Here is a 24,584-nt window from a genome sequence, read left to right on the forward strand (position 1 = left end):
TAGCGCTCAGTTCTGAGAGCACTCTGAGAGTGAAGACGCAATGCTCGGCTGGGAGAAGATGGAGCCGACGCGTGACGGTTCAGCGCTGTGGATCGAGCATCGCTGCTGCCGTGGCGAGGTCGGATTCCTTTCCGGTGATCAGCGCGAACAGGGCGTACCCGACGGGGGCCGCGTTCCAGAGATGCTCGACCTGAGCCGCCAGACCGTCATGGACACATCCGCCTGCGTCGACGTAGGCGGCGAGGGTGACCCGGAGCATCCCCTCCCCCGCTGCCCCGTACTGGATCACGAAGTCCCGCGCGGGATCGTCCACGCGTGCCGTCGTCCAGTCCAGAACACCGGCGAGGACACCGTCTTCGTCGAGCAGGACATGCGCGGGATAGATCTCACCGTGTGTCATGACCGTGTGGTCGGGCCAGCAACCGTCGTCGGCGAGCCACGCCTCCCACTCGTCGGCGAGGGCGGGCGCGACGGTGAAGGCGTCGCGCACCCGAGCGATGTCGTCCCGCCAGGCTTGGCGTGCCCGGTCGGGCGTGCGCACTTCCACACCGGCAGCAGCGGCCCGTTCCACATCGATCGAGTGCAGGCGTGCCAGCAGGCGTCCCAACCGTTCGGCATAGCCGGGATCGGCGGGGTCCATGTGCCAGACGGGCTCACCGGCATCGTTCAAGGTCAATCCTGGCGAACCGGGTAGAGCACGGTAGGCGATGAGGTCGGGACTGTGGATCTCCCAGCGCGGCACCGCGATGCCGTCCTCGGCGAGAACGGGCCCGACCAGATCGAGGATGCGCAATTCGTCGGCCGTCTTCGCCGAGACGTCGGGCCGGCGCGGGATGCGCAGGACCCACCGTCGGCCGCTGTCGTCGGAGGCGAGAAGGACGCGGTAGTCGAGTCCCGCCTCGTTCACCGTGACGCCGTCGGCCGAGAGGTACAGGTCGTGCCGGGCGGCAAGCGACAGGGCGTCGGTGACGTCGAAGTGACTCATGCGGTTCACGCTCTCATCGCCGCACGCATCCGGTCCACCGAATTCCTGTGACACCGGCGCGGCTGCCCGAACCGACGACGAGGAATCATGCGATGACGTCACACCCCTCACGGGAGGTGACCCGACGCTCCAGGGGCCGTTGTGCACCGTGGAGGCCGAAGGCAGGGCCTTCGTCTCGATGGCGGTTCCGACCCAGCGATACAGAAGCGCGCGCAGCTCCCCCGGAGAACGGAGAGGATCATCAGGGTCGACGAGGAACTCGTCGGTGACGTGTTGCGCAGTCGCGGCCAACATGAGCACATGCTCATCGGGCGCAACGAGATAGGCGTGCAGCACATGATCAGGGTGATGGCCGAGAGGGTGGGGATCGACCTGAAATGACCCTCGTTGCCCGTCGCCATGCCCCCTTCCCGTTTCGGCTCGGGTGATCCGTCAGCACCGGATCCGACGAGCGCTCACCTCGTGTGACGACACGGCAACATGTCCACAGTCAGAGCGTGTCCTGCCCCGGAATAGCCAGTCACTCGTGGCAATGTCCACAGAATGCATCCGTACGACCAGGGGTTCGAACCTCCGCAAGCATGCTCCGAGTGGTGTCGGGCGCGCTCGTTCGACCTGCAGGTGCTCGACGAGGGCGTCACCGTCGACCTGGAATGGTGGAACAGCCATCTCGAACGTGCCGGGCACGAGATCCGCCTCCGGGGACGGAATCTCGACGGACGGATCATCGACGACGGTGACGCGATCGTCCAACGCAACGACCTCCGATTGGACAGTGAACTGATCGAAGCCGACCACGCCGGCCTGGGGCTGTTGTTCCTGTGCGCGGCCTGGCGCAGTGCGCATCCGCGACGACGCGGCGCCCGACGTTTTCCGGACGTCCGCGACGCACACGCCCCGAAGGACCGGGACCGGTTCACCAAGATCAAGGGAGTCCTCGACTACTGCGCGAAGACCAAGTCTCTGCCCGACACCGCGCGGCAGACCTGGTCCGGATGGCCGGACACTCCCGGCGTCGGCGTACCGCTGCTGGCGACCTATCTGTGGGCGGTCGAGGTGCGGACCGAGGCGGGCCCGGCGCAGCTTCTCGATCAGCACGCGGTGTCGACGCTCATCCACGAAGGGTGGCTCGAGGATCCGTCGGTCGCCGACTTCACGCTGCGGCGCTATCACCGGTACGTCGAACTTCTCAACATGTGGGCGTCGTTGATCACCACGCGTCCGGAGATGGTCGAGATGTGGCTCGTCGACCGTTGGCACGCCCGTATCTGTGAAGCCCGGGACGGGTCGCACGCGACTCCGCGATTGTTCTGATCCTCCCGGGCGTCGCGGTGAGGCCGCCCGAATCGTCCCGTCGAGGCTGATGCACACTCTCACGAATGGCGTCACCGCAGCTTTCGACAAGCAGCCCTGCGACCACCGACTCCCCGCCGATTCCGCAACCTCGATGGAGACTGCCGCTGGTGGGTGATCTGCTCAGCATCGACGTGGCCAAACCGGTTCAGCGTGAGATGCAGATGGCTCAGGAACTCGGTGGGATCTTCGAACGCAAGATCCTCCAGCACCGGCTGATCGTGGTCTCCGGCGCCGACCTGGTGCGGGAGGTCAACGACGAGGAGAAGTGGGTCTTCCTGGTCGTACAGGAGGGCAGGCGTCATGATGGAGAAGTGACGCCCGCGTCGCCCGGAGACTTCGTCCTCCTCGCCCGGATCCATTCGTGTGGTCCGGAAGCGCTGTGCGCCAACTCCGTTCACGCACGAGGAGCAGCACCATGACATCGATCGAACCCGCTGGCGGCGGGCACGGCGGCGGGACGATGGCCCGACCGAATTCGTCCGGACTGGCGGACGTCATCGACACCATCCTGGACAAAGGCCTGGTCATCGACGCGTTCGTGCGCGTCTCTCTCGTCGGCATCGAGATCGTGACCATCGACGCCCGCATCGTGGTCGCAAGCGTCGATACCTACCTGCGGTTCGCTCAGGCCGTCGACAGACTCGAGATCTCGCAGACCCAGCCGAAAGGTGTGCCCGAGATCGTCGGCGACGTCAGCGGCAAGGCCGTGGAGAGCGCCGCAAAGCACAAGACCCACAGCGCTCTGGACTCCGCGGCCGAGAAGGTGCTCGGGTTCCTCGACGACGTGGCCGAGAAGCGGCAGGAGGCTCCGCGGCGCAAGAGAAAGCAGCGATGAATATCCGAACTGGGAAGGTGTTGTGGCGGACTTCGAACAGGACCGGCACTGATGATCCGGCAGTGGCGTATGCGGGGTTCCCGCGCCGCGGAGATGCTCCGGATCCTCAACGCCGATCCGGTCGAGGCCGAATCCGAGTTCCCCGCCGCCTTCGACCGGATCCCCGGATCGAGCCGTGCGTCCGTGATCGCGCACCCGTTCCTGGAGTCGGTCGCGCTCGGCGCTTTTCTCGACATGATCGACCCGGTCGGCGGACCACGACCCGAGGCGATGGCGCTCGAACGGACACGGGACGTCCTCGCCGCGGTGCCCGATCCGCTCACCTTCGTCGAGGCGGCGTCGGGCCGCTCCGACCCGGCGACCCTTCCGGTCATGCACTGAAGGACCACGCGTCGTCGCTCTATGCTCGGACGATGTTCCTTCTCTTCGGCTTCGGCACCAAGCGACAGAACCTCGGTCCAGGGCAGAACCGGACGTGTCCGCGCTGCCACAACACCACGCAGTGGCTCCGGATCCGGGAGTCGAAGCAGTTCACGCTGTTCTTCGTGCCGGTCGCGCGGTGGGGTCGCCGACAGTTGGAGCAGTGCGGGATCTGCGGTACCGCCGTGGAGATCTGAGTTCGGTCAGTCGGGATCGGCGAAGGCGGGAGCACGCTCGGCTCTCCCCGCCGTGACCGCCTCGATCTGATTGGGCGAGCCCATCAACTCGACCTGCAGCGTGCTCTCGAGCATCAGCGCGGACTCCGCATCCGAGCCCATCCACGTCTCCTCGTACAGACGCTTGGCCGCCTGCACGGCGTGTGGCGACTTGCCGGCGATCTCGTGGGCCAGCTCCTGCGCCGCGGCGAGCGGATCGTCCGAGACGTGGGTGACAAGTCCGAGCGCGTCGGCCTCGGTGCCGGTGAGGATGCGCCCGGTGAAGGTGAGTTCCTTCGCTACGTCGAGGCCGACGAGTCGCGGCAGGCTCTGGGTGATCCCCATGTCGGGGACGAGGCCCCACTTGACCTCCATGATCGACAGCCGCGCGTCGGGCGTCGCGAAGCGGATGTCGGCGCCGAGGGCGATCTGCAGGCCGCCGCCGAAGCAGTTGCCCGTGATCGCGGCGATCACCGGGGCCGGGACGCGGGACCAGCCGTAAGCCACGCGTTGGGCGTGGTTGGCGATGTGGCCGTCCGCGCGGGCGAGCAGATCCCGCGGGCCACTGCCGTCGTGGTTGCCGAGACCTGTGATGTCGAGACCGGAGCAGAAGCTCTTACCGGCGCCGTGGAGCACGACGGCGCGGACCGTGCGGTCGGTCGCGAGCTGCTCGGTGGCGTGGACGATCGCATCGAACATCGCCGGGTCGAGCGCGTTGTGCTTCTCGGCGCGGGTCAAGGTCACGGTTGCGACACCGAACTCGTCGATCTCGATCCGCACTCTCTGCTCGCTCATCCGCCGAACCTCCTCGAGAACTGGTGGGGATCGGGACGTCCGGAGAATCCTGCCCGCGATCGCGAAGCCGACTGTACAGCAGGGATTTCGCTGTCGACGGCGAACATGCGAGCGGCCGCGGCCAACGTCCTCGGAGGCCGTTCGAAGACACGCCGTCATCTGCTTCCCGCCCGCCTCCGGCGTGCGGACCGTGACCGAACCGTTATAGTCGGCGTCATGACTACAGTTCTCGGTGTCTCGGTCGGTGCCAGCGCGGTGCGCTTTGCGCGACGTGACACCGGGAGCGTCGACAGCCCGATCTTCCGCTCCCACTCGATGCCCGCCCTGCTCGACCGGCCGGCCGAACTGGCCGCGGAGTCCATCGAGACGATGCTCGCCGAGACCGACGAGATCGAGCAGGTGCGCGCCGTCGGCGTCGCGTACCAGAACGAGACGCAGGCCGATTTCGTCCAGGGCGCGATGAGCCGACTGGACATCGACAACTTCCGGCTCGTCCCGGAAGTGACCGCAGCGCTCGAAATGCTGGAAACCACAGGAGATCTCGGCGACCACGAGACACTCGTGTTCTACGACCTCGGCAGCTCGGGCCTCACCGTCACGGTCGTCGACCGGGGCACCCGCATTGCATTGAGCACGGCGCGCTCGGACCGGATCAGCGGCGACCTCGTCGACCGCCTGATCTACGACCACCACGTCGAACTGCAGCGTTTCACCGAGCCGGCCGACATGGCGGCACAGCGGGCCCTCACCGCCCGGTGCCGCGACGCGAAGGAGCAGCTGTCCTCGAAGGACGCGGTGTGCATGCCCGGCGAGGGTGGTCTGCTGCTGCTCTCGCAGGACAGCTTCGATTCGCTCATCGACGGACCCGTGAAGGCCTCGGCCCGCCTCACCCTCGACGTCATCCGCCGCTCGGGACGCACTCCCGACGCCGCGGTGCTCATCGGGGGCGGAGCGAACATTCCACTGGTCACCGCCGTGATGGAGTCGTGGCTCGACATTCCGGTGATCGTGCCCTCGCAGCCCGAACTCGTGGCGGCGGAAGGCGCGGCGCTCCTCGCCCGCCCGGACACCGCGAAGGTCGTCGAGACGGCGGAGTTCGCCGCGCCGACGGAGTTCACCGAGACCGCACAGTTCGCCCCGCAGCTGGTCGCGCCGGACGCGCCGACCGAGAGCTTCGCTGCCGCCGACATCCGGCAGGAGACCTAGACGCCCGCGCAACCACGGAACCGTCGACGCCTCCTGCTCGCCGGTGGTGCCGTCGTCGTCGCAGCGGCGATCGGCCTCGGTGTCGACCTGCTGCAAAATTCCGGTCGCGATCCGCAGCCCACCGCCACCCAACAGGAGATGCAGGAGCCACCGGCGCAACCGGCAGCGGAGCCCCGGCCCACGACCACCACGGACGCATCGACCGCGCCTGAAACCGTCCCGGCGGTGTCGGACGAGCAGTCGACGGCCACCGATCGCAGCGAGACCCGCACCACCTACCGGCCGCAGACGACGGCGGAGACCTCCACACAGGTCCCCACCACCACCGGCGCGCAGGACGACGCGGCGGCCGACACCTCGGTGCCGTCACTCGAACCGGAGCCGGCCCCGCTGGTCCCCGGACTCCCCCAGTTCGAGCTGCCGACGCTGCCGCCGCCTCCGCAGATCCAGCTCCCGCAGCTGCCCCGCATTCCCGGTTTCTGATCGGTCAGCCGAAGACCGCCGGGGTGTGGCGCGCCGTCGCAGGTTCCGGATGAGGCAGCAGTCGCTGCCACCACCGGGCCACCCGCGGGCTCGGAATCAGGCGCGCGACACGGAACCGGTTCGTCTCGGGTCCGGTGCGAACCGGCGGCTCGGGCGGCAGGATCTGCTCTCTCGGCGCCGAGCGCACGTGTTCGTCGTGGCACCAATCGACCACCACGGACCGCGCTCCGCTGCGGATGATCAGCGACCGCACGGGCCCGTCCACGAAGACCTCCCGATCGACGTGATGAGGGCCTGGATGCCCGGGCTCCGGGGCGGAGGCGACGCCCAACAGGATCTCGGGTTCGGTGGACGGCCGGCTCGCCTCGACCAGCAGACGCTCCTCGTCGACCTCGCGGACCGTGACGTCGCTGTGTCCCGAGACGTCGCCCACCAGCAACGCCACGTAGTCGGTCTCGCTCTCCGAATCGCGAATGGCCAGCAATCGGGCCTTCCGGGAGCCGCAGCGCAGGGACTCGTCGAGCTCCGGCGTCACCGCGCGCGCATCCGCTGCAGCGCTCAGGTCGATCCGTCTCGACGTCCAGCTGAAGAACGGCTCCGACGATGTCGTGGTCATCACCAGCTCCTTCGGCCGTTTTCCGTTCGCGTGCTCCGACGACTCCATCGTGGTCGCCGAGAGTGGGGACGTCGCGCGTAGTGGAGTACTCGATCTGCGGTCGCCCGCGGGAGGCGAAATCTCCAACCCGGAGATATCCGCACTTCGCGGATCTACGATCGTGTGCATGGATCAGCGCTGGCCACTGATTCAGCGGCGGGGGGAACTGGAAATCATTGTCGCGGCCCTGACGGACCACGACCGAGGCGGTGTGGTCCTCACCGGAGATCCCGGAGTCGGCAAGACCACCCTGGCCCGCATGGCCACCGACTCGCTGTCCGCCCCGGTGCGCTGGATCGCGGGAACGGAATCCGCTCGGAGCATCCCTCTGGGTGCCTTCGCGCACCTCATCGAAGCTCCTCCTGCCAGCGACCCCGTCGCCTTCCTTGCCGCCGCACGGCAGGCGCTGCTGAACGAACACGGATCCGATCGCGCACGCCTCGTCCTCGGTGTCGACGACGCCCACCTGCTCGATCCTCTGTCGGCCACCTTCCTCCATCAGCTCGCCCTCGATCGTGCGGTCCACACGGTCGCCACGGTCCGCAACGGCGAAGTCGTGCCCGACGCCGTCACCTCCCTGTGGAAGGACGGCCATCTCATCCGCCTGGAGCTGTCACCGTTCACCCGGCAGCAGTGCATCGATCTCATCGAGACCGTGCTCGGTGGACCCCTGGAGGAGTTGAGCGCCGACCTGATCTGGAAGGCCTCGGGTGGGAACGCCCTGTTCGTCCACCACCTCGTGGTCGGCACTCGCGAGGCCGGCACGCTCCGCCGGGTGGGGAACGTGTGGCAGCTTCGAGGCGGCACCGCCGTCACCTCCGAACTCGCGTCGCTCCTCGAACATCGCATCGACCACCTCACGCCCGAGGTGCTGCAGGCCCTGCAGTTGCTGGCGTTCTGCGAACCGCTCGATCTCGAGATCCTCTGTGGCCTCGCCGGCGACGACGCAGTCGAGGAAGCCGAACGACGAGGACTGATCGACGTCGTCGACGACAACCGCAACTACCGCGTCCGCTACACCCATCCCCTCTTCGGTGAGGTCGTGCGCCGCCGCGTGGGGCGGGTCGCGGGTCGCAGGATCCGCGGGCAGCTCGTCGAAGCACTGAACTCGCGCGTGCAACGAGGCCCGACCGACCGGATCCGTCTGGCCGAACTCTCCCTGGACAGCAGCCGGTCCGTCGACCCGGAGTTGCTCGAGACCGCGGCCCACGACGCGATCGCCCTGGGCGATGCCCCGCTGGCCGAGCGTCTTGCACGCGCGGCATTCGATGCCACGGGGACGTTCTCGGCCGCGGATCTCCTCGCCCGAGCATTGGTGTGGCTGGACGGGATCAGCGAGGCCGAGTCCGTGCTCGCTTCGTTCGATCCCCGCACCCTCGACGAGAGCGAACTTGTGCGATGGGGCACGACCCGCATTTCCAATCTGTTCTGGGCGATGGGAAACGCCGCCGAGGCCCAGCAGGTGCTCGCGACCCTCCGCGAACTCGTCACGCGCCCGCACCTGAGGCAGGTGGTCGATGCGATCGACTGCGGGTGCACGGTGTACGAAGGGCGCCCCCGCGACGCGCTCGCTCTCGCCCATCGCGTCCTCGCCACCGAAACCGCGCTCCCCTGGGCCGTCGAGTGGGCGTTCTTCGGCGGCGGACTCGCCCTCGCCGTGATGGGACGCGGTCACGAGGTCCCCGCGATGGCGGCGCGCTGCTCGGCGATCGCCCATCAGGTCGACGGCCTGCTGCGTTATCCGGCCGGACTGGGCGAGGTCCTCGCACTGCTCCTCACCGGAAACCTCGACGAGGCCGAGCGTCGGGCCGAAACCTACCGGGAGAGCGCGATGCGCGGTCCCGCCGACGCCCACGGGACCGTCACGTCGACGGGGCAGTATCTCGCGTGGGGCCTGGCGAACATCCTGCTCGGCGTCGTCGACACCGCGCGCGGGCGGTTCGTCCACGCTGCGCACCGCCTCGAACAGGCGGTCGCCGCGCTCCAGGTGGACGACCGGGCTGCCACCGTCTCCTGGAACGTGCCGGCGTACATCGCCCTCACACAGGGCTACGCCGTCCTCGGGCGTGTCAACGACGCGGATGCCGCTCTGGCTCAGGCGACCTCGCGCAGCGGGCGGCACGTCGCCGTCTTCGAGCCGCAACTCCGGATCGCAGAGGCCTGGCTCGCCGCGGCGCGCGGCGAGACCACGAACGCAATCACTTCGGCCCGTGAGGCGGCGGAGATCGCGGCGCGACACGATCAGTTCGCCGTCGAGGCGATCGCCCTGCACGCCGCCACCCGGTTCGGGGATCGCACCACCGCGGAACGACTTTCGGTGCTGGCCGAGCAGTGCGACGGACGTCTCGTCGCCGCCATGGCCGCCCACGCGACCGCTTCCGCGGAGGCGGAAGGCCGAGCGCTGACCGTGGCCGCGGAGACCTTCGAGGCGCTCGGGGCCCTCGCCGACGCAGCCGATGCCCACGCCCTGGCCGCCATCGCCTACCGCGACCACGGCGACACCCGACGGTCCGTCGAAGCCGCCGCCGCGGCCGCGGCCCTGGCTACGCGATGCGATCACGCCACGTCGCCGGCGCTGGACGAAGCGGCCCGCCCGCTTCCCCTGACCAGCCGGGAACGAGAGATCGCCGCCATGGTCACCGCCGGGCTGACCAACCGGCAGATCGCCGACCGGCTCGTGGTATCGGTCCGCACCGTCGAGGGGCACATCTACCGGGCGTGCACCAAACTCGACGTCTCCGACCGCACGGAGCTCGCCGAGTTGATGCGCGACACGGGTCGGCGCTAACGCGACCGCCGGTTCATCCCATCGACTTCGACCCATCGAGGGACTCGCGGATGATGTCGGCGTGGCCGGCGTGCTGCGTCGTCTCGGCGACGATGTGCAGCAGGGCGCGACGCACCGACCAGGCGTCCTCGGTATTCCACGGGGCCTTGGGAAGTTCGTGCACGACGTCCAGCGACGGCAGCGTGCGCACCAGCTCGTCGGTTCGGGCCGCCACCTCGTCGTAGGCGCGCAGCGCACCTTCGAGGGTCTCACCGGGCTGCAGCTGGAAGTCCTTGTCGCGTTCGGCGAAATCCTCTTCGGTCCACTCGGTGAAATCCTTCTCCATGTAGTCGGCTCCGACCACGAGGAAATCCGCCCATCCCCGCTCGACCGCGGTGACGTGCTTGATGAGTCCGCCGATTGTCAAGGCGCTCAACGTCATTCGTTGCGACGCCTGTTCAGTGGTGAGATCGCGAGCCGTGAACCGCAGGAAGTGCCGCGCGTGGGCGAGGCTCGACAGCAGATCGCGGCGTTCCTGGTCGAGGGTCGGGGTGGCGTTCCGGGTGGTGGTGGTCTCGGTCATCGGGTGCTCCTCGTCGTCGTGGTCCGGCAAGAACTACGCTACGAGCCATTGGTGCCAGTTTCTGTCACTTATAGGTCTGCAGGTGCGGAAGAATGAGGTCATGTCCGACACGAGCTCCCGCACCCTGCGGCTTCTCTCGCTGTTGCAGACCCACCGCTACTGGCTCGGCGCCGAACTCGCCGACCGGATGGGAGTCTCGCTGCGAACCCTGCGCCGCGACATCGAACGTCTCCGCGATCTCGGTTATCCGGTGCGGTCCGATCGTGGGGTCGGCGGCGGGTACCAGCTCGCGCCGGGCGCGTCGTTGCCACCGCTGGCCCTCGACGACGACGAAGCGGTCGCACTCGCGGTGGGACTTCTCACCGCGGCGCAGACCTCCATCACCGGGATCGCCGAGATCTCGGTGCGGGCGCTGGCCAAGGTCATCCAGGTGATGCCGCCGCGGCTGCGACGCCAGGTGGAGGCGCTCGATGCGGCGACGGTTTCCGCCGACATCCCCTGGGCGACCCGCGCGACCGATTCGCAGCAACTCGTCACCGTCGCGCGCGCCTGCCGCGACGACGAACGCATCGTCTTCGAGTACACCGCGGCCGATGGCACCGCGACGAGCCGGCGCGTCGAACCCCGGCAACTCGTCTCCCTCGGACGACGCTGGTATCTCGTCGGCTACGACCTCGACCGCGGCGACTGGCGCAGCTTCCGGCTCGACCGCATGGCCGAGACCGCCGCCACCGGGATGCGATTCCGGCAACGCGAGCTGCCCGGGGGTGACGCCGCGACCTTCGTCGAACGCGGCATCCGGAGCCGTTCCCAGGTGAAGGTCAGCGCGGAACTGGAGGCGTCGGCGCACGAGGTGCGGCGTCGGATCGGTCAGTGGACCGAGGTGATCGCGATCGACTCCGAGCGCTGCCGGATCGAGGTGGACGCCGACAGCATGGACTGGGCGGTCTTCGCCGTGGGCATGTCCGGTGGGCGGCTGCTCGGCGCGTCGCCACCGGAGTTCGTCGAGTACCTGGAGAACTGGTCGAATCGGCTGGTCACCGCCGTCGAACACTCGGAATGACCACCATCCGGCGCTATGACCCATCCCACAATCGGCCGGGCATCGGAATGCCGTCGGGGGTGGGGGTGGTTGCGCCACCCATGGATCTGTTCACACCTGTAGCCCTCGGAGACCTCGAACTCGCGAACCGCATCGTCATGGCCCCGCTGACCCGCCTGCGTGGTGGTTCCGCCGGTGTACCCGGAGATCTGATCGTCGAGCACTACCGTCAGCGGGCGAGTGTCGGCCTGATCATCGCCGAGGGAACCTATGTGAACTTCGAATCGCAGGCCTTCGTCGGTCAGCCCGGCATCGTCACCGACGAGCAGGTCGCCGGCTGGCGTCGCGTCGCGGATGCCGTGCACGAGCGCGACGGACGCATCGTGGTGCAGTTGATGCACGGCGGCCGCGTCACGCATCCCGACGTCAACGGCGGCCGACGCGTCGTCGGGCCGAGCGCCATCGCGATCGACGGCCAGGTGCACACCGAGCAGGGCAAGCAGCCCTACCCCGTGCCCCACGCACTGACCACCGACGAGATTCCGTCCGTCATCGACGACTTCGTCGCCTCGGCCCGCCGTGCGATCGACGCCGGACTCGACGGTGTCGAGGTCCACAGCGCCAACGGATATCTGTTGCACGAATTCCTCTCCCCCGCATCGAACGTGCGGGACGACGAGTACGGCGGTTCGGTGGAGAACCGGATCCGTCTCGTCGTCGAGGTCGTGAAGGCCGTGTCGGAAGCGGTCGGCGCCGGGCGCGTCGGACTGCGGATCTCCCCCGAACACAACATCCAGGACGCCGTCGAGACCGATCGCGACGATGTGCGTGCCGCCTACGGTGCTCTGGTCGAGGCCCTGCAGCCCCTCGGTCTGGCCTATCTGTCCGTCCTCCACAAGGAGCCGACCGGCGATCTCGTGCAGGAACTCCGGAAGCGTTTCGGCGGCAAGGTGATCGCCAACAGTGGCTTCGGTTCGCCGACCACGCGCGACGAGGCCGTGCAGCTGATCGAGGATTCGCACGCCGACGCCGTGGCCGTCGGCCGCGCACTGATCGCCAATCCCGACCTGGCCGAGCGCTGGCGGGACGGGCAGCCGGAGAACGCACCGCGTCCGGAGCTGTTCTACGCGTCCGGAGCCGAGGGGTACACCGACTACCCGTTCCTGCAGACCGTCTGAGCGTAAGCCCTACGAGGAGTTCGGATCCTTGCGCGCCGAACCGTTTCTCGCCGCTGCTGTAGTGCAGGCGGGGCCCGGTTCGGCGCGCGAGGTCATTTCGGTCATCCGAGACAGGTCGGGCATCATCCGTTCGAGCACCGGCCGCCATCGCGCCGCATCATCCGGGAAACACGTGCTCAGCAGCTCGACCATCGCCGACGGAGCGATCGAGGCGCCGGGCGACGCCCCGAGCAACCCGGCGATGCTGCCGTCCGCGCTCGCCACGACCTCCGTGCCGAAGGCCAGAACCCCGATCCTACGACGATCGGGCTTGACGAGCTGGGCCCGCTGACCCGCGTCGATCAACTCCCAGTCGGACTCCCGTGCCTCGGGACAGAATCGCTGCAACTGCCGGAACTTCCGCGTCGGGGACGCGAGCAGTTGGCCGACAAGATAGCGCACCAGCGACAGATTCTGCAGGCCCACCGCCACCAACGGGGCGATGTTGTGCAGGCGCAGCGTGGTGAACAGATCGGTGAGCCGGCCGTGTTCGAGCAACCTGGTGCTGAACGTGGCGTACGGGGCGTACGGGCCGAACATCAGCCACTCGCATCCGTCGACGATCCGCTTGTCGAGATGCGGCACCGACATCGGTGGTGCGCCCACGTCGGCCTGGCTGTAGACCTTCGCCGCATGCTGGGACACCACGTCGGGATCGCCGGTGCGCAGGAACTGCGCGCCGATGGGAAAGACCGCGAAACCTCGCACCTCCGGGATCCGGGCCTTCTGCAACAGTTTCAGGGCGTACCCGCCTGCGCCGACGAACACGAACCGGGACCTGACCGAGAACCGTCCCGTCCTGGTACGTCCGGAGACCGTCCACCGCCCGTCGGCGGCGCGGCGCAGTCGCGTGACCTCGTGCCCTGTACGAATCTCGGCGCCACGATCGCGTGCGTCCACCAGCAATCGGTGTGTCAGGGCACCGAAGTCGACGTCGGTGCCTGCCTCGTAGCGCGTGGCCGCGATCGGCTCGGACCCCGAGCGACCGGTCATCACCAGCGGTGCCCATCGGGCGATCGTGTCGGGGTCCTCGCTGTACTCCATGGCGGAGAACAGTGGAGAGCGTTGCAGCGTGGCGTGCCGCCGACGTAGATAGTTCACATCACGCTCACCGAAGACGACGTTCATGTGCGATGTCGCGTTCACGAATGTCGTCTCATCCGGCTCGTCGAGGGACTCCCAGAACTGCCGTGAGATCCGGAACTGTCGTCCGATCTCCTCGGCCCGGGTCGAATCCGTGGGATCGGGCATGTAGTTCAGTTCGCACAGGCCCGCGTGGCCGGTGCCGGCGTTGTTCCATGGGGCGCTGCTCTCGGCCGCGACCTCGTCGAGTCGTTCCAGGACGAGGACCGACCGATCGGGTTCGAGCCGTGTCAGCAGTGCACCCAGTGTCGCCGACATGATGCCGCCGCCGATCAGGACGGCGTCGTACTCGTGGTCGTCGTGCTGTGGCCCGTCGGCAGAGTGCTTCCGATTCACCATCATTCTCCTGCTTTCGCCGTTGTCGATCTTCAGCGTGCCCCTTCCCCACTCATCCGTCCAATGAGATATCGCAGGTATTACCATGCAGATGTGGATTGGTACGTGACGCCCGAGACCGCAACGATTGCCCCGCTGCTCGTCGCCTTCGACGCCGCGGCGCGCGAAGGTCACATCACACGCGCCGCGGATCTGCTCGACGTTCCCCAGTCCTCGGTCAGTCGCCGAATCCGGGCACTCGAGAAGGCAGTGGGTGTGGCGTTGTTCCAGCAGTCCGGGCGAGGGGTCGTATTGACGACGGCCGGACGGGAGTTGCACGAACGCACCCGGCATCTGATCCGGGAACTCGACGTTGCGATCACCACGCTGCGTGAGCACGCCGATCCCGACCACGGCGTCGTCCGTTTCGGATTCCCGCTCACCCTCGGGCCGGTGAGCATCCCGTCGCTACTGGCCGAGTTCCACCGTCTCGCCCCCGGCGTCCGGTTGCACCTGGTCCAGGCGCACGGCGAAGCGCTCGCCGACATGGTTCGGGACGGCCGGCTCGATCTCGCCGTCATCATTCCTCCGCCGGAGGATCTACCGGTCACCGTGCTGGCCCAGCAGCGACTGTTGCTCCACCTCCCGAGCAGCCATCGACTCGCCGGCCGTGCCTGCCTCGACCTGCGCGAGCTCGCGGACGACCACTTCATCGCGAGCCCGCCCGACTACCACATCCGCAGAGAGCTCGAAACTGTGTGCGGCGAAGCAGGATTCGAACCGTACATCGCGTTCGAGATCAGTGAGTTCGAAACGATCCGGGCACTGGTCGCCCAGGGCCTCGGGGTTGCACTGCTACCTCGCTCCGAAACGCCTGTCCCCGGAATCGCCACCGTGCCGGTCGCCGGAATCGCGAATCGCACCATCGGACTGACGACCGGTACGCGGACGCCGTCCCCGGCGGTCGCGCGACTGCACGCTCACATCGCCGGGCACGCCGCCAGATTCGACGATCGCCGGTTCGATTCATAGGCATCCCTCTCGAGCGCCGGAGACGGTGCACAGCTTCGCGAGCCGTGCGCCATCTCCTGCGTCGCCGGTGCCGACGAGGCGCAAGCTCCGGGTTCGATTGGTGGCCGGCGGGGTATGCCACACAGATGCGATCGTCTGCAACGAGTGTTACCCGACGCCGCTGTCGGCAGTTCTCGGAGACGAGGACGTCGTGCGGACTGCGGCATCCAGACCGGCAGGTGGAGCCTATTTATTCGAGCAGATCAACACCACATTCGGCGATTCGGTAAACGCATCGACCTTCGAGCCCGTCGTCGCTTTTCCCTGACCTACCTACCGTCGAGGAGTTCTCCATGACAGCAACAGATCTCGGTTCCACCGCCACGTTCGCCGGGAAACCGGTCGCCTCCCAGTTCATCGATGGGCAGTGGCGCGAGGGACGCTCCGACCGCGTCCTGACCGACACCAATCCGTTCGACGACAGCGTGGTCGCCACGATCCGCCTCGCCTCCGCCGAGGACGTCGACGCCGCCTACACCTCCGCCCGGGCAGCACAGGCCGAGTGGGCCGCGACCGGTCCCGCCGACCGCGCCGCGGTCCTGCGTCGCGCCGCGCAGATCCTCGAACAACGCCGAGCCGAGATCATCGACTGGCTGGTCGCCGAGTCCGGCTCGACGCGGATCAAGGCCGATACCGAGGTCTCCCTGGCCATCGGCATCACTCAGGAGGCGGCGTCGTTCCCGTCCCGGGTCCACGGATCGATCTTCGATTCGAACACCTCGAACCGTGAGATGCGGGTGTACCGCAAGCCGATCGGAGTGGTCGGGGTGATCAGCCCGTGGAATTTCCCGCTGCACCTGTCGCAGCGATCGGTGGCACCGGCGTTGGCGTTGGGCAATGCCGTGGTGATCAAGCCGGCCTCGGACACTCCGGTGACCGGCGGCCTGTTGATCGCACGGATCTTCGAGGAAGCAGGCCTACCGGCGGGAGTGTTGTCGGTCGTGATCGGCTCCGGTTCGGAGATCGGCGACGCTTTCGTCGAGCATCCCGTCCCGCGGTTGATCTCCTTCACCGGCTCGACACCGGTCGGCAAGCAGGTCGGTGCGGTCGCCACCGGCGGTGAGCACCTCAAGAAGGTCGCACTCGAATTGGGCGGCAACGCGCCGCTGGTGGTCCTCGACGACGCCGATCTCGACGCGGCCGTCGAGGCAGCGGTGACAGGGTCGTTCCTGCATTCCGGACAGATCTGCATGGCCGTGAACCGCATCATCGTGCAGGCGCCCGTGTACGACGATTTCGTCGAACGGTTCACCCGAGCCGCGCAGGCCGTGCCCTACGGCGATCCCTCCGCAGACGGCACTTTGGTCGGGCCCGTCGTCAACGATTCGCAGTTGAAGGGCCTCGAGGAGAAGATCGAGCAGGCCCGGCACGCCGGAGCACGCGTTGCGCTCGGTGGGGAGATCAACGGCCGGGTCGTGCCTCCGCACGTGTTCGTCGACGTCACGCCCGACATGGAGATCGCCCGCGAGGAGATCTTCGGCCCGATGGTCGCGGTCCTGCGCGCCGATGACGAAGCACACGCCCTCGAACTGGCCAACGACCACGAATTCGGTTTGTCCAGCGCGGTCTTCACGCAGAACATCGACCGCGGACTGCAATTCGCGCATCGGGTCGAGGCAGGCATGACGTTCATCAACGAGATGACCGTTCAGGACGAGGCGCACGTGGCATTCGGTGGCGAACGCAACTCCGGTCTCGGACGATTCAACGGCGAGTGGGCGATCGAGGAGTTCACCACCGATCACACCATCGGCGTGACACGGCTGGTGTAGGCACGCCGCAGCGCTCTCCGGCTCCGATACAGCATTCTGCCGTCTGCACCCTGCCCAGCCTCGCGGTGCAGACGGCAAGCTGTCACAGAGGCCTCCTCGGTTGACGGTGAGAACGCCGACCCAGCGTGCGTTGCGTTCGCCGTCTCCGCTTTGTAGGCTCCGTGCATGGCAGGATTGTCGACAATCCTACAAACCGGGAGGCGGTCGATGATGTTCCTTGAACCGGCGCGCCCATATTCTCTGCGGTCCCCGTTCCTGACGCGGCGCACGCGATGAACGACGACCAGCTCACCATAGGACAGGACGGCGGAGCTTCCTCGACCGACGAGAACGTCCGAGTTCGACTCCTCACCAACAGACTCCACGCACTGGGCGTCCCGATCGACACCGCCATGCGTCGACTGGACGAGTACTCCTACGACGCCTCCAACTACCGGGTGCGGCCGTCGGCCGTGGTCTTTCCTCGGTCGGTGGACGACGTCGTGGCGGTGGTGACCGCCTGCGGCGACACCGGGATTCCGCTGGTCAGCCGAGGGGGCGGGACGTCGATGGCGGGTAATGCCGTCGGCCCCGGTGTCGTCCTCGACTTCTCCCGGCACATGAACCGCATCCTCGGTATCGACGAGACCGCCGGTGTCGCCGACGTCGAACCGGGCGTCGTACTCGCGACCCTCACGCGGGCGGCCGAAGGCGCGTCCTCGGGCCGGATGACCTTCGCCCCCGATCCCTCGTCGAAGAACCGGGCAACGGTCGGTGGCGCGCTGGGCAACGACGCCTGCGGCAACCACTCGGTGCGCTACGGCCGCATGTCCGATCACGTCCACGAGATCGACCTCGTCACCGCCGACGGGTTCCGGCTCACCGCGGCGCAGCGAGGCCTGCGTGCCACCGATCCCGACGACGCGGCCGCTGCGGCGCGTGCGGAACAGCTCGACGCCGAGCTCACCGCGCTCGCGGGCGAGCACCTGTTCGAGTTCCGCACCGAACTCGGGAGGATCCAACGGCAGGTTTCGGGGTATCGCCTGGACAATCTGTTGCCGGAGAAGCGGTTCGACGTCGCCCGTGCGCTCGTCGGATCCGAGGGAACGTGCGCGGTGATCGTCGGGGCCCGCGTCGAGCTGGTTCCCCGCCCGTCCAGCGCGTTGCTGGTCTGCCTCGGCTACGACGACGTCGTCGACGCGGCCCGCGACATCGGAACCATCCTGGAATTTTCTCCTGCGGCGGTCGAGGGTGTCGATGCGGCGATCGTCGAGACCATGAGGTTCCGTCGAGGCGAGAACTCCGTCCTCGGACTTCCCGCGGGAAACGCGTGGCTCTACGTCGACCTGGACGGTGACGACCCGGACTCCGTGGCCGCGGCCGCCGACGCACTGCTCGACAAACTTCGCCGCAACGGCCGTCTCGTCGACGGCCGCATCGCGGCCGACACCACCGAGCGCGCTTCCCTGTGGCGGGTGCGTGAGGACGGCGCCGGACTCTCGTCCCGCCTGGCATCCGGCGGCGAATCCTGGCCGGGCTGGGAGGATTCCGCTGTCGCGCCGGAGAACCTCGCCGATTACCTCCAGGACTTCCGCGCATTGCTCGACCGGCACGGTCTGCAGGGCGTGATGTACGGGCACTTCGGCGCCGGCTGCATGCACATCCGCATCACCTACGACCTGCGCACCGAGGAGGGCCGGCAGGTCTTCCGCGAGTTCACGCACGAGGCCGCGCGTCTGGTGGTCCGTCACGGCGGATCGCTCTCCGGAGAACACGGCGACGGCCGTGCCCGCTCGGAACTGCTGCCGGTGATGTACTCCGCGCGGATGATGAGCGCATTCCGTGCCTTCCGCACGATCTGGGACCCGCAAGGCATCCTGAACCCGGGATCGCTGACCGACCCGGCACGGATCGATGACGATCTGGCGTTGGCGGGCGTTCCCGAACGCACCTGGCGTACCCACTACGACCTGCACCCGATCGAGGCGGTCCGTCCCGACGGCGCGCGGCCGCAACACACCCCCGACCCGTGGGTGCACGCCGTCCAGGGCTGCATCGGCGTCGGACGATGCCGGGCCGACTCCGGCGGCGTGATGTGCCCGAGCTACCGCGCGAGCCGCGACGAGAAGGACTCCACTCGCGGCCGGGCCCGGGTCCTGCAGGAGATGGTGCGCGGCGCCCGCACAATCGAACAAGGGTGGAAGTCCGAACAGGTGCGTGAGGCACTCGATCTGTGCCTGTCGTGCAAGGCCTGCTCGACCGACTGCCCGGCCGGCGTCGACATGGCCACCTACAAATCCGAGTTCTTCTCGCACTACTACGACGGCACACGACGACCGGTATCGCACTATTCGCTGGGTTGGCTGCCCCGCTGGCTCCGCATCACGGGGTTGGCAGCACCGCTGGTCAACGCGGTCCTGCGCACTTCTCTCGCGAAGCGCGCCGCCGCTCTCGGCGGCATCTCCCCCGACCGGGTACTTCCGCCCTTCGCCTCCCGGCGAGCCTGGAAGAAGGCCGTGAGCGACGCGCCGAGCGGCCGATCCGGTTCGACGCCGGTGGTGCTGTTCGTCGACACCTTCACTCGCGGGTTGCGGCCGGAGGTCGCCGGTGCCGCCGCCCGCGTGCTGGCCTCAGCGGATCAGCAGGTGAACTGCTCCGCGGACGCGTGCTGCGGACTGACATGGATCTCCACCGGCCAGCTCGACACCGCGAAGAAGAAACTCTCCCACGCCGCCCGGACACTGGACGACGGCACCGACCGGCCGATCGTCGTCGTCGAGCCGAGTTGCGCCGCCGCACTGCACAAGGACCTGCCCGAGCTGGTGCCCACCGAGGCTGCGCGTCGCGTCGCCGCACGGGTCCACAGCTTCGCGTCCTATATGGACATCTTGGTGCGCAACGGCTGGACACCCGCCCCTGCACAGCCGCTGCCGAACGAGATGGTGCTGCAGACGCACTGCCACGAGTATTCCGTGTTCGGCGCCGGAAGCCATCGCCGGATCCTGACCGCAGCGGGAGTCGACGACGTCCGCGACGCAGTCGGATGCTGCGGCGTAGCAGGAAACTTCGGGTTCGAGAAACAACACCACGACATCAGCATGAAGGTCGCCGAGACCTCCCTCGCCCCGGCGCTGCGCGCGGCCGGCGACGATTCCGCGGTGATCACCGACGGATTCTCGTGCGCAATGCAGGTCGCGCAGATCGATGTATCCGCCCCGGGCCGGCACCTTGCAGAACTGCTCGATCCCGGGCCGCGAATGTCGATGAACAACACCATCTCCGAGGAGGAAAGCGCATGACCGACACAACGATTGTCGGGACACGGGTGGGCGTCTCCGACGCAGTGTCCCGCGTCGACACAGGATTGTTCATCGACGGTGAATGGGTCGAATCGAGCTCCGGTGAACGATTCGAGGTCGTCGCCCCGGCGACCGAGGAGGTCGTCGCGACCGTCGCGAACGGCAACGCCGACGACGCCCGGCGTGCCATCGAAACCTGTGCCCGCGTGCAGAAACAATGGGCGAAGACCGCCCCGCGCGAACGCAGCGTCATCCTTCGCCGGGCCTACGAGCTCATCCTGGAGCGGCAGGACGAGTTCGCGACCATCATGACCACCGAGATGGGCAAACCCTTCGCCGAGGCGAAGGGCGAGGTCGCCTACGCGGCGGAGTTCTTCCGGTGGTTCTCCGAGGAAGCCGTCCGCATCCGCGGTGATGTGACCAGTACCGGCGACGGCGCGACCCGCATCCTGGTGTCCAAGGAGCCGGTGGGACCCTGCGTCCTCGTCACGCCGTGGAACTTCCCGCTCGCCATGGGCACCCGCAAGATCGGACCCGCCATCGCAGCCGGGTGCACCATCGTCTTCAAACCCTCGGAGCTGACCCCTCTGACCTCGCTGGCCCTGGTCGACGTGCTCGTCGAGGCCGGTGTGCCGAAGGGTGTGCTGAACGTCGTGCCCACCACCGCACCCGGGGAGGTCGTCTCGACCTGGATGTCGAGCGGTATCGCACGCAAGGTCAGTTTCACCGGGTCGACCGCGGTGGGCATCCGATTGCTCGAACAGGCATCCCAGCACGTGATGCGGAGTTCGATGGAGCTGGGAGGAAATGCTCCGTTCATCGTGTTCGAGGACGCGGATCTCGACCGGGCCGTCGACGGCGCGCTCGCCGCGAAAATGCGCAACATGGGTGAGGCGTGCACCGCCGCGAACCGCATCTTCGTGCAGCGCGCGGTCGTCGATCGGTTCGCAGAGAAGCTCGCTGCGCGTATGGATGCCCTCGTCGTCGGGGACGGCCTGGTCGAGGGCACCCAGGTCGGTCCCCTCGTCGAGGAGAAGGCTCTGACGAAGGTGGAGCGTCTCGTCGCCGATGCCGTCGAACGTGGAGCGCGCGTGGTGTGTGGCGGCAGCCGGCCCGAGGGACCCGGCTACTTCTACCCACCCACCGTCCTCGCCGACGTGTCGAAGGACGCCGCGTTGATGAGCGAGGAGATCTTCGGGCCGGTCGCGCCCATCATCGTCTTCGACACCGAGGACGAGGTCGTCGAGATCGCCAACAACACGCCCTGGGGACTGGCCGGATACCTCTTCACCCAGGATGTCGACCGCAGTTTCCGTGTCAGCGAAGCGCTCGAGGTCGGCATGGTCGGGCTGAACACCGGCATCGTGTCCAATCCCGCGGCACCGTTCGGCGGCATCAAGGCATCGGGTCTCGGACGCGAGGGAAGCACCATCGGCATCGACGAGTTCCTCGAGGTCAAGTACGTCGCGGTCCCCCGTAGGTGACGCGCTGTTCCGCCGACCCTTGCGCGCCGAACCGTGTCTTGCCGCCGCTGCAACGCGCGCGAAGCCCGGTTCGGCGCGCAAGGTCTATACGGCCTACCCATGTAGGTCAGGAATCCCCTGATCACGCAACGGTTCCTGATCGGCGGGCCGCAGTGCCGCACCACTTCGCGAGTGCGTCGTCGAGACCGTCCGTCGAGCCCTCCCCCACCCAGGCCACGTGCCCGTCCGGGCGCACGAGCACGGCCGACGGTGCGTCCACCTCACCGAGCAACGGCAACTCCCAGGAGCCGTCGTAGCGCACCCGCACGAGGTCGACGCGTTCCGGAAGATGCCCGGAATCGATTGGCGGGCCGTCGAATTGTAGCAGAAGTGGACGAGCCCAGTGCATGAGCCCGAATACGCGCACCGGCTTCTCCTCGGCGATGATGTCGAGATCCGGCATGCGTCGTCCCAGCAGCGGGTGTCCCTCACCGAGGCCGTAGGCGACGTCGAGGCCGGAGATCAACGCCGCGATCGGTGAGCCGGCATCGCCGACGCGAAGCACCTCGTCGATCAGATCGCGCAGGGCCTCCTGACGCGGATCGGCCTTCTGGAAAAGAGATTGGGCCATCGTGAATTTCAGTGCTCGCGCCCCGGCCGGGTGCCGTTCGGCGTGGTAGGTGTCGAGCAGGTCGTCCCCCGAGACCCCTCGCACGACCTGCCCGAGTTTCCAGCCGAGGTTGACGGCATCCTGGATGCCCAGGCCGATACCCAGTCCGCCGGTGGGTGAATGCACGTGTGCGGCGTCGCCCGCGAGCAGGATCCGGCCCGCGCGATAGGTCGTCGCCTGCCTGGTCGCGTCGGTGAACCGCGAGAGCCAGGTGGGATCGTGCACACCGAAATCGGTGCCGAACACGTGGAGCAGTTCTCGTCGCAGGTCGTCCAGCGTCGGCGGCGTGGGAGGCCCCAGTTCGGCTTCGGTCACCACGACCCGCGCTCGGCCCTCTCCCATCGGGTACAGACCGTGCACGCCGCGTTCGTCGATCTTCGCGTCGGTGGGGAGTTCCTCGGTGACCCGTACCTCGGCGATCAGGCTGCTGCGTGTCGCAGCCGGCCCTTCGAATCCGATCCCGGCCTCGCGGCGCACGACACTGCGCCCGCCGTCGGCGCCCACCACGTACCGAGCCTGCACCGTCTCCCCCGATGCGAGCCGAAGGTGCACGTTTTCCTCGTCCGCGTGAACCCCGACGACCTCGATGTTCCGCCGGATCGGCACGCCGAGTTCCTCGATCCACTGCAGCAGCAGCCGTTCGATGTGGTTCTGGAACAACGCCAGCGTGTACGGATGGCGGGTGGGCAGACGGCCCACGTCGAGCCTGGTGCCCCCGAAGGTCGCGGTGTTCACCGTTCGTCCCTCGGCGAGGAAGCGCTCGGCGATCCCTCGTTGATCGAGCAGTTCGATGGTGCGGGCGTGAATACCACCACCCCGCGATCCTGCGAGTTCCTGCGATTCGCGACGTTCGAGTACGACGACGTCCGCGCCGGCCAGGCGCGACTCCCCCGCCAGCATCATCCCCGTCGGCCCGCACCCGACCACTGCGACCTCGTACATGTCCGCCCCTCTCCACGACACCGGACGGGCAGTATGAGCCCCAGGTGGGGGCTTGCGACAAGCCCCCACCTGCGCGATACCGTGGAAACGGGACGGGACGACGAGCGTCCCGGGTCAGCCCTCGAGGATGCGCTTGATCGCGTCCAGGGTCTCCGGAATTCCACTGCGGGCGGCCTGTTCCCGCGCAGCGATCTGGGCAGGTGCCTCCGCCCCGAACTTCTCGTGGAAGAACTTCTGCCCCGATTCGGTGAACTCCCAGGTCTCCGTCAGTTCCGTGCCGGCGTCCGCGGGCTTGATGACGTAGCTCCAGCGCACGAGGCCGGGACCGACCGACCACGCGAATTCGCGGCCCGGGGAGGCGACGACGACCTCCGAGCGGGTCTCCCAGGTGCGTTCGGGGGTGACGTTCCGGCCGGTGAAGAAGGACCCGACCTCGGGGCCCTGCCCTTCGTCCCACCAGCACTCCGCGCAGACGGGCGACCATTCACCCGTGCGGGTGACATCGGAGACGAGGGCGTACACCTCGTCGGGGGTGGCGGAAACGACGACGGAGGACTCGAAGGTCAGAGGTGTGGTCTGCATGGCCACCATCCTGCCCGACGAGAACCCCGGAATCGGCAGCGACACCCTGAGGAGTACGGATCAGGACACGAGATTGCTTGCCGCCCACGCCATGTGCGAACGCACCGTGGACGCAGCCTTGTCGGAGTCGCCGGTTTCGATGGCGTCGACGATGGCACTGTGACGCCCGACGTCCATGTTGCCGACCGCCTTCTCCAGACCGGCGAACATGATGGACATGCGGATCGATCCCTCGAGCGACTGCCACGAGTGCATGAGCGTTTCGTTGCCGGTGAGACGGCAGAGCAGTCGGTGGAAGTTCAGGTCGGACTCGATGCGCGCCTCGAGGTCGTTCTCGGCATGAGCCATGGCCTCGAGAGCTTCGCGCAGGGCCGGGATCACCGAGGCCCGGTCGTCCCGCTCGGCGAGGTCGCGGACGGCCAGCGCTTCCAGTGCCGCGCGCACGGCGAAGATGTCGCGGATCTCCTTGGCGTCGAGGTGCCGAACGTAGAGGCGACCGCGGGCACCGGCAGAGATCAGACCTTCCTGCTGCAGCTGGCGCATCGCCTCGCGCAGGGTCCCCCGGCTGATCTGGAGCATCTCGGACAGCTCGGTTTCGACGAGGGGGCTGCTCGGGGCGAGCGCGCCGCTCGTGATCGCGGTGCGCAGGGCGGTGACGGCCTGCTGGCGCAGGCTGGTCCTCTCGAGCCCCAGCAGCGCAGCGGGTTGAGCAGCCATGAGTTGCCTCCAGGTGTCAGCGGCCGACTGTCGACAACAGTCTGTCGACAATGATACGGGTCCCGCACCGAG

At 67.8% G+C, this 24,584-nt stretch carries 20 protein-coding genes and 1 pseudogene; 13 read left to right on the top strand and 8 right to left on the bottom strand.

The features are described from left to right. Positions 1–79: 79 nt before the first annotated feature. Complete coding sequence (locus tag ACWPOC_RS12485) at positions 80–985, bottom strand: macrolide 2'-phosphotransferase (RefSeq protein ID WP_120282587.1); 906 nt, start codon at positions 983–985, stop codon at positions 80–82. A 543-nt stretch (positions 986–1,528) separates the two neighbouring features. Here ACWPOC_RS12485 and ACWPOC_RS12490 point away from each other — a divergent pair. The 5 genes from ACWPOC_RS12490 to ACWPOC_RS12510 all read left to right on the top strand — a co-directional run bounded on the left by ACWPOC_RS12490 (position 1,529) and on the right by ACWPOC_RS12510 (position 3,793). Then, positions 1,529–2,299 (top strand): 8-oxoguanine DNA glycosylase OGG fold protein, encoded by a 771-nt coding sequence (locus ACWPOC_RS12490; protein WP_120282585.1) that lies wholly within the window; start codon positions 1,529–1,531, stop codon positions 2,297–2,299. A gap of 149 nt (positions 2,300–2,448) precedes the next feature. After that, complete coding sequence (locus tag ACWPOC_RS12495) at positions 2,449–2,760, top strand: hypothetical protein (RefSeq protein ID WP_455408754.1); 312 nt, start codon at positions 2,449–2,451, stop codon at positions 2,758–2,760. Between the two features lie 41 nt (positions 2,761–2,801). Next, the gene (gene gvpJ, locus ACWPOC_RS12500; protein WP_120284271.1) at positions 2,802–3,176 is read left to right on the top strand and encodes a gas vesicle protein GvpJ; all 375 of its coding nucleotides are present in this window, start codon (positions 2,802–2,804) and stop codon (positions 3,174–3,176) included. A 51-nt stretch (positions 3,177–3,227) separates the two neighbouring features. Continuing rightward, the gene (locus ACWPOC_RS12505) at positions 3,228–3,557 is read left to right on the top strand and encodes a hypothetical protein (RefSeq protein ID WP_455408755.1); all 330 of its coding nucleotides are present in this window, start codon (positions 3,228–3,230) and stop codon (positions 3,555–3,557) included. A 32-nt stretch (positions 3,558–3,589) separates the two neighbouring features. Then, on the top strand, positions 3,590–3,793 hold the full coding sequence (locus tag ACWPOC_RS12510; protein ID WP_016694796.1) for a zinc-ribbon domain-containing protein: 204 nt from the start codon (positions 3,590–3,592) through the stop codon (positions 3,791–3,793). 6 nt (positions 3,794–3,799) lie between these two features. Here ACWPOC_RS12510 and ACWPOC_RS12515 read toward each other — a convergent pair whose 3' ends face one another. After that, positions 3,800–4,606 carry a crotonase/enoyl-CoA hydratase family protein gene (locus tag ACWPOC_RS12515; RefSeq protein ID WP_455408756.1) on the bottom strand — a complete coding sequence of 269 codons (807 nt, stop codon included), beginning with the start codon at positions 4,604–4,606 and terminating at the stop codon, positions 3,800–3,802. A 216-nt stretch (positions 4,607–4,822) separates the two neighbouring features. Between ACWPOC_RS12515 and ACWPOC_RS12520 the strand changes: the two are divergent. Beyond that, a pseudogene (locus tag ACWPOC_RS12520) lies at positions 4,823–6,295 on the top strand (Hsp70 family protein). Positions 6,296–6,299: 4 nt separating this feature from the next. On the opposite strand, the gene ACWPOC_RS12525 reads toward ACWPOC_RS12520, so the two are convergent. Then, positions 6,300–6,911 carry a hypothetical protein gene (locus tag ACWPOC_RS12525; protein WP_455408757.1) on the bottom strand — a complete coding sequence of 204 codons (612 nt, stop codon included), beginning with the start codon at positions 6,909–6,911 and terminating at the stop codon, positions 6,300–6,302. Between the two features lie 166 nt (positions 6,912–7,077). Here ACWPOC_RS12525 and ACWPOC_RS12530 point away from each other — a divergent pair, with 166 nt between their 5' ends. Continuing rightward, on the top strand, positions 7,078–9,738 hold the full coding sequence (locus tag ACWPOC_RS12530) for a LuxR C-terminal-related transcriptional regulator (RefSeq protein WP_455408758.1): 2,661 nt from the start codon (positions 7,078–7,080) through the stop codon (positions 9,736–9,738). A 13-nt stretch (positions 9,739–9,751) separates the two neighbouring features. Here the strand turns inward: ACWPOC_RS12530 and ACWPOC_RS12535 are convergent, their stop codons facing one another. Then, the gene (locus ACWPOC_RS12535; RefSeq protein ID WP_455408759.1) at positions 9,752–10,300 is read right to left on the bottom strand and encodes a DinB family protein; all 549 of its coding nucleotides are present in this window, start codon (positions 10,298–10,300) and stop codon (positions 9,752–9,754) included. Positions 10,301–10,400: 100 nt separating this feature from the next. Here ACWPOC_RS12535 and ACWPOC_RS12540 point away from each other — a divergent pair, with 100 nt between their 5' ends. Further along, entirely contained in the window at positions 10,401–11,363 is a 963-nt protein-coding gene (locus tag ACWPOC_RS12540) for a helix-turn-helix transcriptional regulator (RefSeq protein WP_159418338.1), read from the top strand. 80 nt (positions 11,364–11,443) lie between these two features. Then, positions 11,444–12,520, top strand: coding sequence for an alkene reductase (locus ACWPOC_RS12545; protein ID WP_120282579.1), 1,077 nt, complete (start codon positions 11,444–11,446; stop codon positions 12,518–12,520). Positions 12,521–12,529: 9 nt separating this feature from the next. Here ACWPOC_RS12545 and mqo read toward each other — a convergent pair whose 3' ends face one another. Further along, complete coding sequence (gene mqo, locus ACWPOC_RS12550) at positions 12,530–14,044, bottom strand: malate dehydrogenase (quinone) (RefSeq protein WP_455408760.1); 1,515 nt, start codon at positions 14,042–14,044, stop codon at positions 12,530–12,532. Between the two features lie 87 nt (positions 14,045–14,131). On the opposite strand from mqo, the gene ACWPOC_RS12555 reads away from it, so the two are divergent. From ACWPOC_RS12555 to ACWPOC_RS12570, 4 genes are all read left to right on the top strand, one after another. After that, positions 14,132–15,049: a LysR family transcriptional regulator gene (locus tag ACWPOC_RS12555; protein ID WP_455408761.1), complete on the top strand. Its 918-nt coding sequence runs from the start codon at positions 14,132–14,134 to the stop codon at positions 15,047–15,049. Between the two features lie 332 nt (positions 15,050–15,381). After that, positions 15,382–16,860: an aldehyde dehydrogenase family protein gene (locus ACWPOC_RS12560; RefSeq protein WP_455408762.1), complete on the top strand. Its 1,479-nt coding sequence runs from the start codon at positions 15,382–15,384 to the stop codon at positions 16,858–16,860. Between the two features lie 272 nt (positions 16,861–17,132). Beyond that, complete coding sequence (locus ACWPOC_RS12565; protein WP_183070696.1) at positions 17,133–20,138, top strand: FAD-binding and (Fe-S)-binding domain-containing protein; 3,006 nt, start codon at positions 17,133–17,135, stop codon at positions 20,136–20,138. After that, on the top strand, positions 20,135–21,622 hold the full coding sequence (locus tag ACWPOC_RS12570) for an NAD-dependent succinate-semialdehyde dehydrogenase (protein ID WP_120282574.1): 1,488 nt from the start codon (positions 20,135–20,137) through the stop codon (positions 21,620–21,622). Before ACWPOC_RS12565 ends, ACWPOC_RS12570 begins: the two co-directional genes overlap by 4 nt. Before the next feature lie 121 nt (positions 21,623–21,743). Here ACWPOC_RS12570 and ACWPOC_RS12575 read toward each other — a convergent pair whose 3' ends face one another. The 3 genes from ACWPOC_RS12575 to ACWPOC_RS12585 all read right to left on the bottom strand — a co-directional run bounded on the left by ACWPOC_RS12575 (position 21,744) and on the right by ACWPOC_RS12585 (position 24,512). Further along, positions 21,744–23,213, bottom strand: coding sequence for an FAD-dependent monooxygenase (locus tag ACWPOC_RS12575; protein WP_120282573.1), 1,470 nt, complete (start codon positions 23,211–23,213; stop codon positions 21,744–21,746). A 114-nt stretch (positions 23,214–23,327) separates the two neighbouring features. Then, entirely contained in the window at positions 23,328–23,804 is a 477-nt protein-coding gene (locus ACWPOC_RS12580) for an SRPBCC family protein (protein ID WP_120282572.1), read from the bottom strand. Between the two features lie 51 nt (positions 23,805–23,855). Next, positions 23,856–24,512, bottom strand: a complete 657-nt coding sequence (locus tag ACWPOC_RS12585; RefSeq protein ID WP_016692755.1) for a GntR family transcriptional regulator — start codon at positions 24,510–24,512, stop codon at positions 23,856–23,858. Positions 24,513–24,584: the final 72 nt, after the last annotated feature.

Source organism: Rhodococcus sp. 5G237 (assembly GCF_053764735.1).